Source organism: Desulfosarcina sp. (genome assembly GCF_046496365.1).
Lineage (GTDB): Bacteria > Desulfobacterota > Desulfobacteria > Desulfobacterales > Desulfosarcinaceae > Desulfosarcina.
In genome coordinates this window covers 50,260-66,781 of the sequence record NZ_JAWOHB010000104.1, presented here as the reverse complement: position 1 = coordinate 66,781, position 16,522 = coordinate 50,260, and the positions used below count along the sequence as shown (strand labels likewise).

The following is a 16,522-nucleotide window of genomic DNA, read 5'->3' as shown; positions in this document are numbered from 1 at the left end:
GGCCTTGATCCAGATGGGTGACCGGTGCGGATCAGCGATTGGCTGGCCGTAACCAGCAAGAAAGAAATGGCGGGTGCAGATAGCAGCCTACAAGAGACACCGAGCCGAATGGAAGAATTAAAGATCAAGCGAAAAATGTTCCATTATTTTGCAGGGAGAGGTGTTTTTTTACTTGACCAGCTCTTTAATGGATGACCCCATTGTTCTCCTTTTTTCAGATCACTGCAACCGTTCCAGAATAACGGCGATCCCCTGGCCGCCGCCGATACAGGCTGTGGCGCAGCCAAAACGGCCGCCTTGTTCCTCCAGGATGCGAGACAAGCTGCCGACCAGTCGGATGCCGGTAGCACCCAGCGGGTGGCCCAGGGCAATACCGCCGCCATGCATATTGACGCGATCCGGATCGATTCCGAGCTCTTGGATACAGTTGAGAACGACTACACTGAAGGCTTCATTTATCTCCCAGAAATCGATGTCCGTTGTTTTCAGTCCGGCCTTTTCCAGGGCCATGCGGCTTGCCGGGATCGGCCCCATGCCCATCAAGGTGGGATCAACACCCGCAAAACCAATGGAGCGGATTGCCGCTTGCGGCCGCAAGCCTTTTTCAATGGCCGTTTTCAACGACATGAGCAGCATACCGCCGGCACCAGCGCTGAGGGGGGAGGCGTTGCCGGCGGTGATTACGCCATCGGGACGAAAAATCGGTTTGAGTTTCCCCAGGGAATTTAAGTCGGCATCCGGCCGTATGGCTTGATCCGTATCAATCGCGCACCGCTGGCCATGGACTTGCCGCACGGCTATCGGCAGAATCTCACCAGCAAAGAATCCGGATTGCGCCGCTCCGGCCGCCCGTTGGTGTGAGCGAACCGCCCAGCGATCCATCGCTTCCCGGGTGATGCCGGACCGGTCAGCAAGATTCTCTGCGGTAAGCCCCATGTTCATCGTGGTCGCCATGTCCCAGGGTGCATACGTTTCATCATCGTACAGGGCCGGATTGACGGACATGGCTCCGCTTTCGAACAGAGACGGCCCCATGGGAACCCGGGTCATATGTTCCATCCCGGAGGCTAAAACAATATCGGCAAATCCAGTGGCGATCTCCATAAAACCGACCTGTACCGCCGCCATTCCGGAGCCGCACTGCTGATCAATGAAACGGGCGGGGACCCGCGCATCCATATTCGCCAACATGACCGGGGTCCTGCCGCCAAATGTCCATTGCTCCGAAACCCCCAGGGCCGAGCCCACGAGAAAATCGTCGACTTCGGAAGAATTTATCCCGGTCCGTTCAAGCAATGCCGGGACGAGTCGCGCGAGCAGATCATCTGCCCGCAGCCGGTGGAACCAGTCCCGCTCGGGATCCCTGGGCCGCGAACGCGACTGCGCTGTGCGCAGGTAATCGATGATAACAGTCTCGATCATATGTAGGCTCCTTCTGGTTGGGTTTTCGGTGCTGCGTCTACTCAGCCAGCAGGCACCAGCGGGCCAGAAACAATGCGTAGGCGCGGGCGACATGCAGAATACTGTCTATGTTGACGCGTTCATCGGTGCCGTGGATATTTTCAGCAACCGGGCCGTAGCAGGTCGATTGTCCGCTGCCAAACCAGTGAAAGGCCCGCAAGTCAGTGGTACATTTTGAGACATACGACGCTGCGGCCTTACCGGTGAGGGCCCGGTGACAGTCGTCAAGGACGGTAAACGCAGGCAGATCCCTCGCAACGCTGTGGCCCTCTGAACGAAACCCATAAAACGCAACCGACGGCGGGTTGTGCCGCAGCCAGTCATCGCTTGCGGCCGCCTGGCGGATCGTGTCTTCAATCCGACCGCAGACATCCGTGAAACGGGTTCCCGGGAAAAACGACAGTCTGGCGTGAAATTCAGCTTCAGCCGGAACGGTCGACGGCCAATCGCCGCCTTTGACAATACCGATATTCAGGTTGATTGGATGCTCGATATCGGCGTACGCGTCGGGCACCCCCGTTGCATTCAGCTGGGTTTCCAATTGTCTCAACGCACGGATCAGCGGATAGCATTTTTCGATTGCATTGATGCCGCTTGGCGCTTGTAATACATGCGCAGGCCGACCGCACAACCCGACTTTAAACCACAACACACCCACCTGGTCGGTCAGAATGGTCGGCCCGAACGGTTCCGGAATCAGAACCGCTTCGGCATCGTATCCGGCTGCCAGACAGGCAACGGCGCCGTTGCCGCTGCACTCTTCTTCGATGACGGCTTCAACAATCAAGGGCGCACAGAGACTGAAACCCGCCAATTGTATGGCGTGGGCGGCATAGGTCATGGCGGCCACACCGGATTTCATGTCCCCGGCGCCACGACCGTAAAGCCAGTTATCGATCACGACCGGCGCATAGGGATCATGGGTCCACAAATCCGCGTTGCCGATATTGACCACATCAAGGTGGCCGTTGAACAGGGCGCTGTGCCCGCCGGTTCCACCCGGAGACAGGCTGCCCACAATGTTGTTGCGGTCTTCTAAAGCCCAGGGAACAGGTGCAAAACCGGGGTGGGTTGTCAGGGCATCATTTTTAAGTGGTATCAAGGCCGTTGCAAAGCCCAGTCGCCGCAATTCGTCGGCCATGACCGCAACGACGCCGGCCTCGTTGCCCAGGGTACTGGGTTCCACTACCAGCCGCATGGCAAAGTCTACGATCGAATCCCTGAGACGGTCGACGGTATCGATGATCTTTTTTTCCTGCGGGTTCATTTTAAATTCTCCCGGGATAAACAGCGATTCATTTTAAAATATTGTCAAACTCTCCGATATGATAAGCGGTGCATCCGTTAAACGGATTACGGTTTCAAGGTCCGTTTCTGCGGCGATCTCTTCCAGAACCAGACCTGACGGACCGACGCAAATAACGGCCAGTTCGGTGATGATCAGGTCGACGCAGGCACGTGCAGTCAGCGGCAGGCTGCACGCGTGGAGAATTTTGGGACGGCCATTTCTGGCGGTGTGGGTGGTGGTAACGACCAGGCGTCTGGCTTTCTGGGCCAGCTCCATGGCCCCGCCAATGCCCGGTGCGAATTTCCCCGGGATGATCCAGTTGGCCAGGTCGCCGTTTTGGGACACCTCCAACGTGCCGAGGAAAGCCAGATCGAGCCGCCCCCCCCTCACCAAAGCGAAACTGAGAGCCGAATCACAGAAGGCGGCCCCGGGGATGGTCGTGATATAGGTCCCGCCGGCATCGATCAGGTTCCTGTCGGCTTCACCCGGCCGGCTGTTTTTGCCGGCGCCGATGATGCCGTTTTCCGAGTGGATGGTTAATTGGATCCCAGGCGGCAAAAACGTTGGAATCAGGGTCGGAATGCCGATGCCCAGATTTACGACCTGGCCGGATTTGACTTCTTTGGCAGCCCGCTGGGCAATTTTCTTTTTCGGGTCAGTGCACATGATGCTGCAATACTCCGTATTCCGGCGTGAGCTGTTCAATCGCAACGACATAATCGACAAATGCGCCGGGAGTATGTACCTGATCAGGGGGGATCTCTCCGATTTCAACCACCGCTTCCGCCTCGGCAATAACCAGGTCAGCCGCCGTGGCCATCAGCGGATTGAAATTGCGACTACTCTTTTCATAGACCAGATTCCCGGAACGGTCAGCCCTGGCTGCATGCACAAAGGCGACATCTGCACGCAGGGCAGGCTCGACAATGCCCTCTTTTTCGCCAAGTGTTATAATGATTTTACCCCGACGCAAAATGGTGTCGATGCCGATGTCGGTGACAATACCCAGCAGGCCGGCACCACCGGCCCTGATCTTTTCAGCCAGAATCCCCTGGGGATAAAAATCAACCTCGATTTCCCCTCTGTTCATCATGTTAATAACCGTACCGTTCAAACCAAGATGGGATGTGATCAGCCGTTTTACCCGTCCCGCTTCGATAAGCCGGGATATGCCAAGACCCGCTTCATTTGCCTCGTTTTTAATTAAGACAAGGTCACCTGTTCTCCGGGCCAGCAGACCTTCCAGGAGCATAAAGGGCGTTCCGGGCACCCCGAACCCGCCGACCATGACGGAACAGCCATGCTTGACTTTTTCCAGGGCCGAATTCAACGCCGTCGTCTTGTCGATCATTTCATAACCCCTGAGTTAAATTTGTTCAGCTTGCTTTTTGAAGGTCCGCTGTGGTTTCTGCCAGGGCCGCGTCCAGCCGTTGGAGCATTTCGTCTACTTCGTTTGCTTTTATTATCAAGGGAGGTGCAATAAGCACATGATCGCCTGAAAGGCCGTTGATTGGCCGGCGTGGATAGATGATCAGTCCATTATCAAACGCGTTGGCGGTGATCAGATTGTTCACCTGCAGTTTGGTTGGAAAAGGTCTTTTGCTTTCCCGATCCTGAACGAATTCCAGGGCCGTAAGCAGCCCCTTGCCCCGCACCTGGCCGATTATGGGATATTTTTCCGCCAGCCGCGCAAGGCCCCGCATCAGTCTGTCCCCCATCACCTTGGCGTTTTCACTCAATCGGTCTTCGATGATCCGTTTCAAAACGGCGACACCAACGGCACAGGCCATGGGATTTCCAGCATAGGTATGTCCATGGGGAAAACCCCCGCTTGAAAGGACGTTCTGGACAATATCTTCACGGGTCATGATGGCGCCCAGGGGATAATAGCCGGATGCCATGCCCTTTGACAGGGCGACGATATCCACTGAAACGTTCCAGTGTTCATACGCAAAAAGCCTGCCGGTACGGCCAAATCCGGTCATCACTTCATCGAAGATAAGCATGACGCCGTAGCGATCACAAATATTCCGAATGACAGCGAAATAATCCTCGGGAGGCACCAAAGCGCCCGAACTTGCCCCACCGATCGGCTCGGTGACAAAAGCGGCAACGTTTTCAGGTCCCTGCTCCTCGATGACCTGCTCCAGGGCATGCGCACAGGCAAGACCACAGGATGGATAGGTCATTTGATACTTGCAGCGGTAGCAATAGGGAGCCGGAATTTTCGGCCAGGATTTGAACAGGGGACGGTAAGGAATCTCCAATGGCGCATAGCTTGTCAGCGAAAGGGCGCCGAGCGTGGAGCCATGATAGGACGGTGACCGGCTGATAAAGAGGTACCTGCTGGATTCCCCTTTGCTGATATAGTAGCTGCGACACAGTTTGATCGCCGATTCGACTGCTTCCGAGCCGCCGGAAACATAGAAAACCCGATTGAGGTGCGCGGCTGAGTGCTTGACAAGGTTTTGGGCGAGTTCAAAGGCCGGCCGGTTGTTAAACTGGGTCCTGTAGGTAAAAAAGGACGACCTGGCCTGGTCGTTGATAGCGGTCAACACCGTTTTGTCATTATGACCGATATTGCAGACCACCGCTCCTGAGCATCCATCAATATACTGTTTTCCCGATTCATCCCATATGTAAATGCCCTCAGCACGGTTGACCAGGGGGAGGTCTGCACTGGTCTGATAAAAAAGTGGATTTTGGTTGATTGCGTGGGTCATGCGCTCATCCTCGTTGAATCAGTCATGGGGGGAATATCCCTCTGGATTCTGGAAATTACTATTATAGTAATATGAATTCTATTTTAGTAATTTTCGCCCCATCATCATATTTTGTCAAGGAAAAAATCGACCGATGCTTGAGGATTCGGGGGTCTGATTATCGCTGCTGGAAGCCCCTCCTGCGAAAAACGGGCAGACTCGCGGGAAGCCGAAACGCGTTTTCAGCTGTCTTCCACCTCCCGATGAATCTGCTCCATCCAGGCCGGCATGATGAGATTTTCCACCTGGAGGTAGCTTTTGGAATAGGGTTTCACATCGATGATGGGGCTGCCATCCACTGCTTCGAAACCTTTGACGGTGAGTATATTGTTCTTTCTGTTCACCAAAGGCACCGCCGATACCAGCACCGGATTGGGCCGGGCTGGACTGCAGGTGGCAAAAATTCCCTGCCGGGGAAGGTCCTTGCGCCCCATGGGATGAACCTTTCTCAATTTGCGCTGTTCCGGATCGATCAGATGCGGCCAGTAGAGAACCAGGATATGCGAAAAGCCCTCTATGCCGTCAAGAAGCTCTTCCCATTGGGGGTCGATGACCAACTCGCACTCGGACGCTTTCACCCGGCGATGGTAAGCCTTGATGCTGTCCTTGCGTTCGTCCAGCGACAGGCCCGATTCCCCGGCGGTCAGCATGGGCCTTTTAATGTCGCTCCGAACCACGCCAACTGGGGTGAGCTGAATTGGTGACGTTTTTGGCATTTCAGATTCCTTTGCATTAAATCTAAAGTGAGACCGTCAACAGGGTGGTTAAGGGTGCACCGATCAGCCGCCTGGCTGTGTGGGGCGCAATAAGCCCGACAAAGGCGATGGCGTCATGAATAGCAGCGGCCGATGCGAAGGGTGAGAATAGCGCCGCGCTGGAAAGAATGATCGCCTCGGGGCAGAGCCCCCAGCCAACCCCAATGGGTGACTGCTTGGGGGGCCTGGCTTTTTTGGCATATACCCATCCGCCGGCTCCCATGTCAACCCATTTCCCGTTTTGGACAGATTGAATTTTTGGGAACCGGTTGGCTGCTTCGATCGACCCAGGGCCGCCCATATTCCACCGGCCGTGTCGGGGTTCCAATCGCTGATGCTTTTCGAACACACCCGCAGGTGCATATCTGCGCTTGATTTTTTATGGGATAAAGTCCAAGAAAACAGTACCGGCATTTCCCTGTTCGCAACCGCATCACAATGGAAAGGACGCATTCATGAATATCGGCAGCCTTTTACCCCACCATGCGCGCTATCGTCCTGAACACCTCGCTTTTGTCTGCGGCGAAGAACGCTTCACCTACCGGGCGTTCAACGCTTGCGTGAACAAGCTGGCCAATGCACTGATGGCCTGCGGGCTGGTCAAGGGGGACAAATTCGCCACAGTTCTGCCCAACTGCACGCAGCTAATGGCAGCCTATTGGGCGGCGGCCAAAACGGGCCTGGTGATCGTGCCCAGCAGCACCATGCTCAACACGGGTGGTCTCACCACCCTGCTGAAAGACTCCGATACCACCCTGGTGATCGCCGACGCTGCCTTCGCCGATCTCCTGGATCGTATTCGCAAGGATCTGCCGGCCATCGCGGATGATCGCTACGTACTGGTGGGAATGAACGACCGTCGCAGCGGGTTCCGCAGTTACGCAGAATTCGTGGATCCGGCGAGTGAGGAAAACCCGCCCGAAGTGGCCATCGACGATCACGACATGTACAACATCATGTATTCCAGCGGAACCACAGGCGCGCCCAAGGGCATCGTGCATACCCACTATGTGCGCGCCATGTACTGCACCATTTTTGCCGCCTCCTGGCGCATGACACCTGAAAGCGTCGCGCTGCATGCCGGCGCCATCGTCTTCAACGGTGCCATGCTGGACCTGATGCCCTGGATGTTCCTGGGCGCAACCTATATCCTCCACGGGAGTTTCAACGCCGAGGCAGTCATCGCCGACATCGCAAAGGAGAAGGTCACCCATGTGGTCATGGTGCCGGCTCAGATCATGGCCATCCTTAACAGCCCGGCTTTTGACCCGGCCAAATTGGCCTCTCTGGAGATGATCCACAACGTAGGCGCCCCGCTGCTCCTCAAGTACAAGCACCGCCTCAATGCTGCGCTGCCCGGCCGCTTCTACGAGCTGTATGGCTTAACGGAAGGATTCATGACCGTGCTGGACAAACATGACGCCGTTCGCAAGGTTGGCTCCGTGGGTGTCCCGGCACCTTTCATGGAAATGCGTATCCTTGACACGGACGGTCGCGAATGCGCCCCCGGAGAGATCGGGGAAATCTGCGGCAAGAGCCCGATGATGATGCCCGGCTACTACAAGCGTCCCGACCTGACTGAAAAAGCCATTGTCGACGGATGGCTGCACACAGGCGATGCCGGATATGCGGATGAAGAGGGCTACCTGTTTCTCGTCGACCGAATCAAAGACATGATCATTTCAGGCGGGGTGAATGTCTATCCCAAAGACATCGAAGAAATCGTTGTCCGCCACCCGGACGTCAGCGAAGTGGCGGTAATCGGCGTTCCCGATGAAAAGTGGGGCGAGGTGCCCATCGCTGCGGTGGTACTCCACCGCGGGGCCGCACTGAAGCCGGAAGAATTGATCGAATGGACCAACAGCCGCGTGGACGCCAAATTCCAGCGCATCCGGGATGTTGTCATCATGGATGCGTTCCCTCGAAATATCGCCGGCAAGATGCTCAAACGCGATATGCGCGCGGCGTATAATAAATTGGATCGAAAGCCATTTTAAGCCCGTTGCAGCAGGAGAATGAAAATATGGCGCAGTTAATCGCAGACCGCCGGGACATCGATTTTGTCCTCTACGAGCAGTTGAATGTGGAACAGCTGTTTAAAACCGACAAACACCGCGACCTGAATCAAAAGATGGTTGACATGGTGGTCACCGAAGCCCGGGCTTTCGGTATCAAGGAGGTGCTGCCGACCCATGCCGAAGGGGACAAGGCCGGTGTTGTTTTTGAAAACGGCAAGGTTGTCATTCCGGCATGCTACCGCCGTCCCTACCAATTGATGGTCGAAAATGAGTGGACCTCCCTTACCGAAAATCCGGCGGTGGGGGGCCAGGGGCTGCCCCACATGGTCATGCGCGCTGCCTATGAATATTTCATCGGGGCCAATTACGCCATGGTGATCTACGCTCTGGAAGGGCACGGCACCGGCAAGATGATCGAATTGTTTGGTACCGCCAGGCAGAAAGCCCTGTTTCTGAAAAAGCTCTACACCGGCCGATGGGGCGGAACCATGGACCTCACCGAACCCGAGGCCGGATCCGACGTGGGCGCGCTGACCACCTCGGCCAGGCGGATCGATGACAGCACGTACGCCATCACCGGAAACAAGATTTACATCACCAACGGTGAGCACGACCTCACCGAAAATATCATTCATCCGGTGCTGGCGCGCATCGAGGGGGCGCCGGCCGGGACCAAAGGCATTTCCATCTTCATCGTTCCCAAGATCTGGGTCAACGATGACGGCAGTTTGGGTGCAACCAACGACATCGTCTGCACCGGTACGGAAGAGAAGATGGGCCTGCACGGCAGCGCCACCTGCGTCATGTCCATGGGCAGTAAAGGCGTTTGTCGGGGGCTTTTATTGGGAGAAGAAAATGCGGGCATGAAAATCATGTTCCAAATGATGAACGAAGCGCGGCTGGACGTGGGTTTCATGGGATTCTGCAGCGCCACGGCAGCCTTCCTTTACGCAGTCAGCTTTGCCCGGGAGCGGATCCAGGGAAAGGATCTGGCCGACGGCAAGAATGCCCAAGCGCCTTCGGTACCCATCATCCGGCACCCTGACGTGCGCCGCATGCTGCTATGGATGAAGGCCCATGTGGAGGGGATGCGCAGTTTCATCTATTATGTGGCCCGCTGCTTCGACCTGGCCGAATGTGCGGCCGATGAGAAGGAGCGCACACGCAACGACGATCTGATCGCCCTGCTCACTCCGTTGATCAAGGCCTACTGTGCCGAGCGCGGGTTCGAGGTCTGTATCGAGGCCATGCAGGTCCATGGCGGCTGCGGCTACACCATGGATTACCCGGTGGAACAGCTGGCCCGGGATTGCAAGATCGCTTCGATTTTCGAAGGCACCGACGGCATCCAGGCCATGGATCTTCTGGGCCGTAAACTGGGCATGAAAAAGGGATCGGTGTTCATGGACTTTATGAATGAAATCAAAAAAACCATCCAACAGGCCAAGGATATCCCTGCCACCAGAACCCTGGCAGCCTCGCTGGAAGCCGCAACAGCCCAGCTTGGGGAGACCGCCCTGGTCATCGGCAGGCAGGCCGTCAGCCCGAAGTTCAAGTGCGCTTTTGCATTTGCACATCCCTTTATGATGGCCATGGGGGATGTGGTCGTGGGCTGGATGCTGCTGTGGCGAGCAGCGGTATCTTCGCCGAAGCTGGAGAAGATCGTTGGCGGAATGGACGGCGAGAAAAGGGCTGAACAGCTTGAAAAAGACAAAAGCGCTGCCTTCTATGACGGCCAGATCCAGAGCGCCCGCTATTTCATCAATGCGGTGCTGCCGGTCGCAGTCGGCCGATTGACGGCAGTTCGCGCCGGCGATGAAGCCGTGCTGGAAATCACTGAACGCGGTTTTGGGGGGCTATAGCGTCGCTTGGCAATCGTGAGCATACCCGGATCTAAAGAACCCTAAAAAACCGGTAGTGTCGGTCGCCGAAAGATCCAATCCATTAATCAGGAGATAATCATGCAAGACGTCGTCATCGTATCCGCCTGCCGCACCGCCATCGGGGCCTTCGGCGGATCACTCAAGGATACCAACGCGGCGGTGATCGCCAGCGTTACCATGCAAGAAGCGGTCAAACGCGCCGGCATCGATCCAGCCTTCATCGACGATGTGCGCTACGGCTGCTGTATGGAGCCGGCCGACGCCCTGAACGTCACCCGTGTGGCTGCCCTTCTGGCCGGCATCCCCGACTCGGTTACCGCGGTCACCGTCAACCGGGTGTGCATTAGCGGCATGGAGGCAGTCATCTCAGGCATGGCCATGATCCAGGCGGGCATGGCCGATGTAATCCTGGCCGGCGGCGTCGAGCACATGAGCGGCGTCGCATACCAAGTACCCAACGCCCGCTGGGGCTGCCGTTTACAGGACACTGTCTTCGTGGATGCCATGATCCACGCCTTGCATTGCGGCTCCCACATCATCCCCCACCCTGAAGATGGCCCGGTAGATGCCACGCAGCCGCCATTGAGCATGTGTGTAGGCAAGCCCTACATCATGGGCCAAACCGCCGAGTTCATCGCTCAGCACATGAACATTTCACGCAAGGAAATGGACGAAGTGGCTCTGAAAAGCCAGAACAATGCCGAGCGGGCCAACGATGACGGCTCATTTAAAGATGAAATTGTTCCCCTGGAAATCCCCCGGCGCAAGCAGGATCCGCTCATTTTTGCCCGGGACGAGCATTTCCGCCCCGGGCTGACCATGGAACAACTGGAGAAACTGCCCCCGGCCTTCGTACCCGAAATCGGCAAGGTCACCGCCGGTAACTCCTCGGGCATCAACGACGGTTCGGCCGCCATGGTGATCATGTCCGCCGATAAGGCCAAAAAATTAGGTCTGACCCCGCTGGCCAGGATTGTCGCCACCGGCCGCGGCGCCTGCCATCCGTCGGTCATGGGCCTTTCTCCGGTCCCGGCCGTTAGAAATCTCCTAAGCCGCCATGGTATGAAAATCAGCGACTTTGACCTCGTGGAAGTGAACGAGGCCTTCGCCGCCCAGTACATCGGCTGTGAACGCGAACTGAACCTGAACCGTGAGATCACCAACGTCAACGGCTCCGGCATCGGCCTGGGCCACCCCGTGGGAGCAACCGGTTGCCGGATCATGGTGACCCTGTTGTATGCAATGAAAAACCGCGGAAAGTCTTTGGGAATGGCCACGCTTTGCGGCGGTGGCGGTGTGTCCATGGCCTGTGCCATCGAAATGATGTAATCAACCATCTGGGCCCACTCAGGTTGGGCCAACTTGACAACCCGCCACAGCCATGCGAGGGTATCGCTGCAGGTGCCGAATTATATTTTATCCGTGAGGCGTATTCCGGATATGGACACCCTCCCCACCAGCCAGTTGACCATTCTTTTTGCCGATATCGCAGGCAGCACCCGACTGTACGACACGTTTGGTGATTTCAAGGCCCGCGAACTGATTTCCAGTTGTCTGTCCCAACTGAAAGAACTGGTTCTGGAAAACGAAGGAACCGTTATCAAAACCATCGGCGACGAAGTGATGTGCACCTTTTTGACGCCCAATCATGCCGCCGAAACCGCCAGGCAGATGAACGAGGAGATCTCCTTCGACCCCGCGATGGTTCAGGCCAACATCCACCTGAGAATCGGATTTCACCACGGCGAGGTGATCTGTGAGCCGACAGATGTGTTCGGAGAGGCGGTGAATGTGGCGGCGCGCATGGTTGCATTGGCCAAAAGCGATCAGATTATCACCAACAGGGAAACGCTCTCCCTGATGAAACTGCCCTTGAGGCGACGCGCACGGATCGTCGATCGGACGCGGGTTCGGGGAAAAGATGATATCATGGAAATCCATGAACTGATCTGGGGAAAACCCGAGCAGATGACCATGTCCACGTCCTTCACCGAGGAGATCATCGCCGCATTGGCCTCGGAAAAAGACTTCCTTCAGATTCGTTACCTGAAGCAGCGCATTCTGGTGGACCACGAACGGCCGATTCTGACCATGGGCAGGGGAATTGCCAACCATCTGGTCATCAACGATCCACTGGTTTCGCGCATGCACGCACGCATCGAACTGCAGCGCAACCGGTTCATGCTCATTGACCAGAGCACCAACGGAACCTTTCTGCGGGAACTGGGCCAAGATCCCATCCTGCTGCGGCGGGATGCCTTTCAATTGGAGGGCGAAGGCTTGATCGGCCTGGGACAGAAGGTCGGCCAAGACAGTCCGCTGGCGGTGCGCTATCGGATCTTATAAGGGTCGCGGAAATCAATCAAATACGAAACAGCATTGAACCATGCTCCATTTTGAGCTATGGTTCGATGTCCACATTGTACGGTTCAGGGTATAAGCGGACCCACCCTTTTTGTCACCTGAGCCAACAGGAAAACCCATTATATTTGGACGAGGAGGAGATACAATGAAAGTCAGAATCAACAGCCAGTGCATGGGAGACAGAAATTGCAGCAACCTCTGCCCTGAAGTTTTCGAATATGATGAGGATCAACTGCAGGCCACCGTCAAATTCGAGGTCATTCCTGAAAAGTATGAAGACACGGTCCGCCGGGCAGTCAGAGAATGCGGGGCCGACGCAATCGAAATTATCGCAGATTGATGGATGAGGAAAATTCAGCCCCCAATCCTGGCAAGGTCAGTTGACTGCAACCAGCCGACAGAGGTATGTCCATGGGCACGTTCAGGGAGAGCCGGACGGCAAAAAATTTACTGATTTCTTACGCTTTTGAATCCCAGGCGACCACCCGCTACACCTTTTTCGCCAGCCAGGCCGGACGGGACGGATTTATCCAGATCGCCGGCATATTCAAAGCAACCGCCGATCAGGAGTGTGAACATGCGCTGCGCTTCTTCAAGTTCTTCAATGGCGGAGAGCTGGAGGTGACCGCCAGTTTTCTCACCGGTGTGGTCAAAGCCACCCTGGACAACCTGAAAGCCGCGGCAGATTTGGAAAAATACGTGCACAGCAACTTGTACCCGGGATTTGCCAAAATCGGTCGCGAGGAGGGATTCGATCGCGCTGCCGAGGTGTGGGATGCCATCTCGGTTGCCGAGGTGCAACACGAGAAAACATTTCGTGCGCTGGCTGCAAGGGTGGCATCCGGCAATCTCTTTTGTCGGCAATCCAACAGAATCTGGCGCTGCATCAACTGCGGGTATATCCATGAAGGCTTACAGGCACCTGAAAAATGCCCGGCCTGCGTGCGTCCCCAAAACCACTTCGAAATTTTCACTCCCAGCTGGTAATAACATCGTCTCCATCCGGAAACGGTGGAATCGGGTTCTGGTCAAGGCCCCTGAAGCAGCATGGAAAAGAGCCCCTGCGTCGAGGATTTCAAGGGCGGGAGAAAACCGGCCTGGGCCGAATGATGCCATTTTTGGATGGGCAAGATTGAGGAATTATGCTAAAAACAGCCCGACCCGCAACCACAAGGAGTTTAAGGCATGCTGTCCCGGTTTTCAAATGAAGTCCTGTCCCGCGGTTCCAACGCCGTGCTGCCCCAGAATTTGAGCGATTCCTGGCTTAAAACGGTTCAAAAACGCTGTGATGATTTTCTCGACGGCAACTTTTCCGTCGATCAATGCACCGAAACACTGGATATGGGCGATCCCATTCTGGTTGCCTGCGTCCACGAGGTAATTCGCCACAACCGTGGTGCCGGATCCACATTATCCCCCGGGGAGTTAGCCGAGAACGCAACCATCTACGCCCTGTCCATTACCATGGAAACGATCCGCCGTGAGTCGGATATGGAAATGGCCCTGCCGTCGCTGGAAAACCTGCTCTCCATCGACAGGATTGTCCAGTTCGGGAAAATCAACCCGGATTTCGGTCAATTCCTCAAGCGGACCTGCATAATTCCCGAAACCACTGCGTCCACCGAAGCCAGCTGGTTCAAGCGGCTCAAGCAAAAAATCCTGTCGCGCATTAATGCAAACTGACCCACGGAAAACCCGCCTTTATCGAGGCAGCACGCCTACAGGCTGTAAAACGTTTTAGGACAACACATCCAGGCTGCAGTCACGGGAGATGTGTTTGTCATAAAGGGTTTCAATCAGTCCAGATGTCCCACCCGGTGCAGTTTGATGATATTGGTGGATCCGGCCTTGAGCCCCATGCCGATCACCAGTACGACGAGGTCATCTTTCTGGACGCAGTTTTTGCCGATGAGCAGTCTCTCGCTGGCTTCCACCAGGCGGGCGGCATTCTCAATGTTGGCTATGAACATGGGCGTGATGCCCCACAGCAGCGACAGGCGATTATAGGTGTCCATTCGCGATGTAAAGGCGTATACCGGCTTGGATGGACGCTGTCTTGAAATCTGTTTGGAGGTGCTGCCGGAAATGGAGAAGGCAATAATACAGCGGGCGTCGACATCCTGGAGAATATTCACGGCGCTCTGGGCCACCGCGTGGATCACCGGGTCCGCCGGATCCGAATCATAGTGTAAATTAACCCTTAAAAAAGACGAATTTTCGGCCTGTTGGGCAATTTTTACCATCATCTGTACCGCCTTGACCGGGTACTTGCCCGAGGCGGTCTCACCGGACAGCATCACGGCATCGGTGCCGTCGAATATGGCATTGGCCACGTCAGACGCCTCGGCACGGGTTGGAATGGGGTTGACGCTCATGGTCTCCAGCATCTGGGTGGCGGTGATCACCGGCTTGTTTTTGCGAACGGTCGCCAGGATGATTCTTTTCTGGATAATGGGCACCAGTTCAGGCTGCATCTCCACCCCCAGATCTCCACGGGCCACCATGATTGCATCCGCCGCATCCAGGATCGCTTCCAGATTTTCCACTGCCTCCGGTTTTTCAATCTTGGCAATCACCGGAATAGCCACCCCCTGGCTTCGCATGATGGATTTGATTGCATCGAGGTCCTCAGCCTTGCGCACAAAGGAGAGGGCGAAATAATCGACGCCGTTCTTGATCCCGAAATTCACATCACGAATATCCTTTTCCGTGAGTGACGGGGCGGAAATATTGACCCCAGGCAGATTGATGCCCTTGTTTTCTTTCAACATACCGCCGTTGATCACCTTGCAGATGACGGTATCGTGGGTCTTGGATTCCACCTGGAGCCGGATCAAGCCGTCGTCCAGCAAAATGGTGTCTCCCGGCTGCACATCGGCCGGCAGATTCTGGTAGGTGGTTGAGACGATTCGTTCAGTGCCAGTCAGGGGGGTTGAAGTGATGGCAAATTCGGCGCCGCGCACCAGCAGCACCGCCTCACCGTTTACCAGCTTGCCCACACGAATTTTGGGCCCTTGAAGGTCCAAAAGGATGCCCACCGGCCGGTTCAGTGTTCGAGAAATCGACCTGATATTGCGGATCGCTTCGGCATGGGTCTCATAATTTCCATGCGAAAAATTCAACCGGGCCACATTCATCCCGGCTGAGACCAGCTTGTGGAGCATTTCAAAAGAGTTCGAGGCCGGACCGATGGTGGCCACGATTTTGGTTCGGATATTCATTTTCAAGCCTTTCTTTCCCGCTGCAGGCTTCGGCAGGCGGTGCTTTCTGGTTTAACCCGGTTAAACGCTCGTGATCAGTGCTTACCATTTTCCAATTTGACTGCACCGGGTCATCCACCCGCCGCCGTCAGCAATCGCTTCGACAACCCTAGACCCAATATGGCCTGGCTCTCGGCATCCAGATAGGTCGAGGCACACTTTTCCAAGAGCAAGGACACGGAGGCCGAAAAGTCGTCGTCGGCATCGTTGAAAACCAGCAGCAGGGGCACTTTGGGCAGCGGGTTGAAGCACCGGTGCAGATCGCAGGCGATATCCATGTCCGGTACGGTGCCGCCCAGCGCATCGCAGGCCCTTTCCAGCACACGGAGACGTCCGGAAAACGACCTGGCAAGGGGTCCTTCCACGGTGTCGGCCCAGAAAACCGTCAGCGGGCCGGCATCGGGAAAATCGCGGTAGGCCGCCCACGCCTTCTGGCTGGGCGCAAACGGCGGACACATGATCAGGTAGCGGCAGATCACCACACAATCGGAAAATTCGGGGCGGCGCCCCGCCTCATCCATCAGTCCGTCGGCAGTCAGGCGGATAGACCGGCCGAAATAGGGCACGGCCACCGTGTCGCCATCCAGGGTGATGCCCAGCAGGTCTTCCTTTCCGTCGAAGCGCAGGGTTTTCAGCTGTTCCAGGTAAAAGTGATAGGTCTTATCGTAAACGGAACCGCTGGCGTCTGCGTTCATCGTCATACCCTTCGGCGTTGGTTAATCAATCCGCTG

Annotated in this window: 16 protein-coding genes; 7 read left to right on the top strand and 9 right to left on the bottom strand. The window is 56.0% G+C overall.

From position 1 onward, the window contains the following. Positions 1 to 219 precede the first annotated feature (219 nt). From R6V78_RS08605 to R6V78_RS08575, 7 genes are all read right to left on the bottom strand, one after another. Complete coding sequence (locus R6V78_RS08605) at positions 220 to 1,422, bottom strand: acetyl-CoA C-acetyltransferase (RefSeq protein WP_410288936.1); 1,203 nt, start codon at positions 1,420 to 1,422, stop codon at positions 220 to 222. Between the two features lie 37 nt (positions 1,423 to 1,459). Further along, positions 1,460 to 2,728: an ArgE/DapE family deacylase gene (locus R6V78_RS08600; RefSeq protein WP_410288935.1), complete on the bottom strand. Its 1,269-nt coding sequence runs from the start codon at positions 2,726 to 2,728 to the stop codon at positions 1,460 to 1,462. A gap of 33 nt (positions 2,729 to 2,761) precedes the next feature. Then, positions 2,762 to 3,415 carry a 3-oxoacid CoA-transferase subunit B gene (locus R6V78_RS08595; RefSeq protein WP_410288934.1) on the bottom strand — a complete coding sequence of 218 codons (654 nt, stop codon included), beginning with the start codon at positions 3,413 to 3,415 and terminating at the stop codon, positions 2,762 to 2,764. Beyond that, positions 3,405 to 4,100, bottom strand: coding sequence for a CoA transferase subunit A (locus R6V78_RS08590; protein ID WP_410288933.1), 696 nt, complete (start codon positions 4,098 to 4,100; stop codon positions 3,405 to 3,407). Before R6V78_RS08590 ends, R6V78_RS08595 begins: the two co-directional genes overlap by 11 nt. A gap of 25 nt (positions 4,101 to 4,125) precedes the next feature. Then, positions 4,126 to 5,472 (bottom strand): aspartate aminotransferase family protein, encoded by a 1,347-nt coding sequence (locus tag R6V78_RS08585; RefSeq protein WP_410288932.1) that lies wholly within the window; start codon positions 5,470 to 5,472, stop codon positions 4,126 to 4,128. A 221-nt stretch (positions 5,473 to 5,693) separates the two neighbouring features. Then, positions 5,694 to 6,227: a tRNA (N6-threonylcarbamoyladenosine(37)-N6)-methyltransferase TrmO gene (tsaA, locus tag R6V78_RS08580; protein WP_410288931.1), complete on the bottom strand. Its 534-nt coding sequence runs from the start codon at positions 6,225 to 6,227 to the stop codon at positions 5,694 to 5,696. Positions 6,228 to 6,249: 22 nt separating this feature from the next. Further along, on the bottom strand, positions 6,250 to 6,489 hold the full coding sequence (locus R6V78_RS08575) for a hypothetical protein (RefSeq protein WP_410288930.1): 240 nt from the start codon (positions 6,487 to 6,489) through the stop codon (positions 6,250 to 6,252). A 232-nt stretch (positions 6,490 to 6,721) separates the two neighbouring features. Between R6V78_RS08575 and R6V78_RS08570 the strand changes: the two genes are divergently transcribed. The 7 genes from R6V78_RS08570 to R6V78_RS08540 all read left to right on the top strand — a co-directional run bounded on the left by R6V78_RS08570 (position 6,722) and on the right by R6V78_RS08540 (position 14,214). Further along, on the top strand, positions 6,722 to 8,263 hold the full coding sequence (locus R6V78_RS08570) for a class I adenylate-forming enzyme family protein (protein ID WP_410288929.1): 1,542 nt from the start codon (positions 6,722 to 6,724) through the stop codon (positions 8,261 to 8,263). Positions 8,264 to 8,289: 26 nt separating this feature from the next. Continuing rightward, on the top strand, positions 8,290 to 10,146 hold the full coding sequence (locus R6V78_RS08565; protein WP_410288928.1) for an acyl-CoA dehydrogenase: 1,857 nt from the start codon (positions 8,290 to 8,292) through the stop codon (positions 10,144 to 10,146). 99 nt (positions 10,147 to 10,245) lie between these two features. After that, positions 10,246 to 11,496, top strand: coding sequence for a thiolase family protein (locus tag R6V78_RS08560; RefSeq protein WP_410288927.1), 1,251 nt, complete (start codon positions 10,246 to 10,248; stop codon positions 11,494 to 11,496). 111 nt (positions 11,497 to 11,607) lie between these two features. Beyond that, the gene (locus R6V78_RS08555; RefSeq protein WP_410288926.1) at positions 11,608 to 12,513 is read left to right on the top strand and encodes an adenylate/guanylate cyclase domain-containing protein; all 906 of its coding nucleotides are present in this window, start codon (positions 11,608 to 11,610) and stop codon (positions 12,511 to 12,513) included. Between the two features lie 163 nt (positions 12,514 to 12,676). After that, positions 12,677 to 12,871 (top strand): ferredoxin, encoded by a 195-nt coding sequence (locus R6V78_RS08550; RefSeq protein WP_410288925.1) that lies wholly within the window; start codon positions 12,677 to 12,679, stop codon positions 12,869 to 12,871. Between the two features lie 71 nt (positions 12,872 to 12,942). Further along, positions 12,943 to 13,518: a rubrerythrin gene (gene rbr, locus R6V78_RS08545; protein WP_410288924.1), complete on the top strand. Its 576-nt coding sequence runs from the start codon at positions 12,943 to 12,945 to the stop codon at positions 13,516 to 13,518. Positions 13,519 to 13,716: 198 nt separating this feature from the next. Continuing rightward, positions 13,717 to 14,214: a hypothetical protein gene (locus R6V78_RS08540; RefSeq protein ID WP_410288923.1), complete on the top strand. Its 498-nt coding sequence runs from the start codon at positions 13,717 to 13,719 to the stop codon at positions 14,212 to 14,214. 113 nt (positions 14,215 to 14,327) lie between these two features. On the opposite strand, the gene pyk is transcribed toward R6V78_RS08540, so the two are convergent. Next, the gene (gene pyk / locus R6V78_RS08535; RefSeq protein WP_410288922.1) at positions 14,328 to 15,752 is read right to left on the bottom strand and encodes a pyruvate kinase; all 1,425 of its coding nucleotides are present in this window, start codon (positions 15,750 to 15,752) and stop codon (positions 14,328 to 14,330) included. Positions 15,753 to 15,862: 110 nt separating this feature from the next. After that, entirely contained in the window at positions 15,863 to 16,486 is a 624-nt protein-coding gene (locus R6V78_RS08530; protein WP_410288921.1) for a DUF3786 domain-containing protein, read from the bottom strand. Positions 16,487 to 16,522 lie beyond the last annotated feature (36 nt).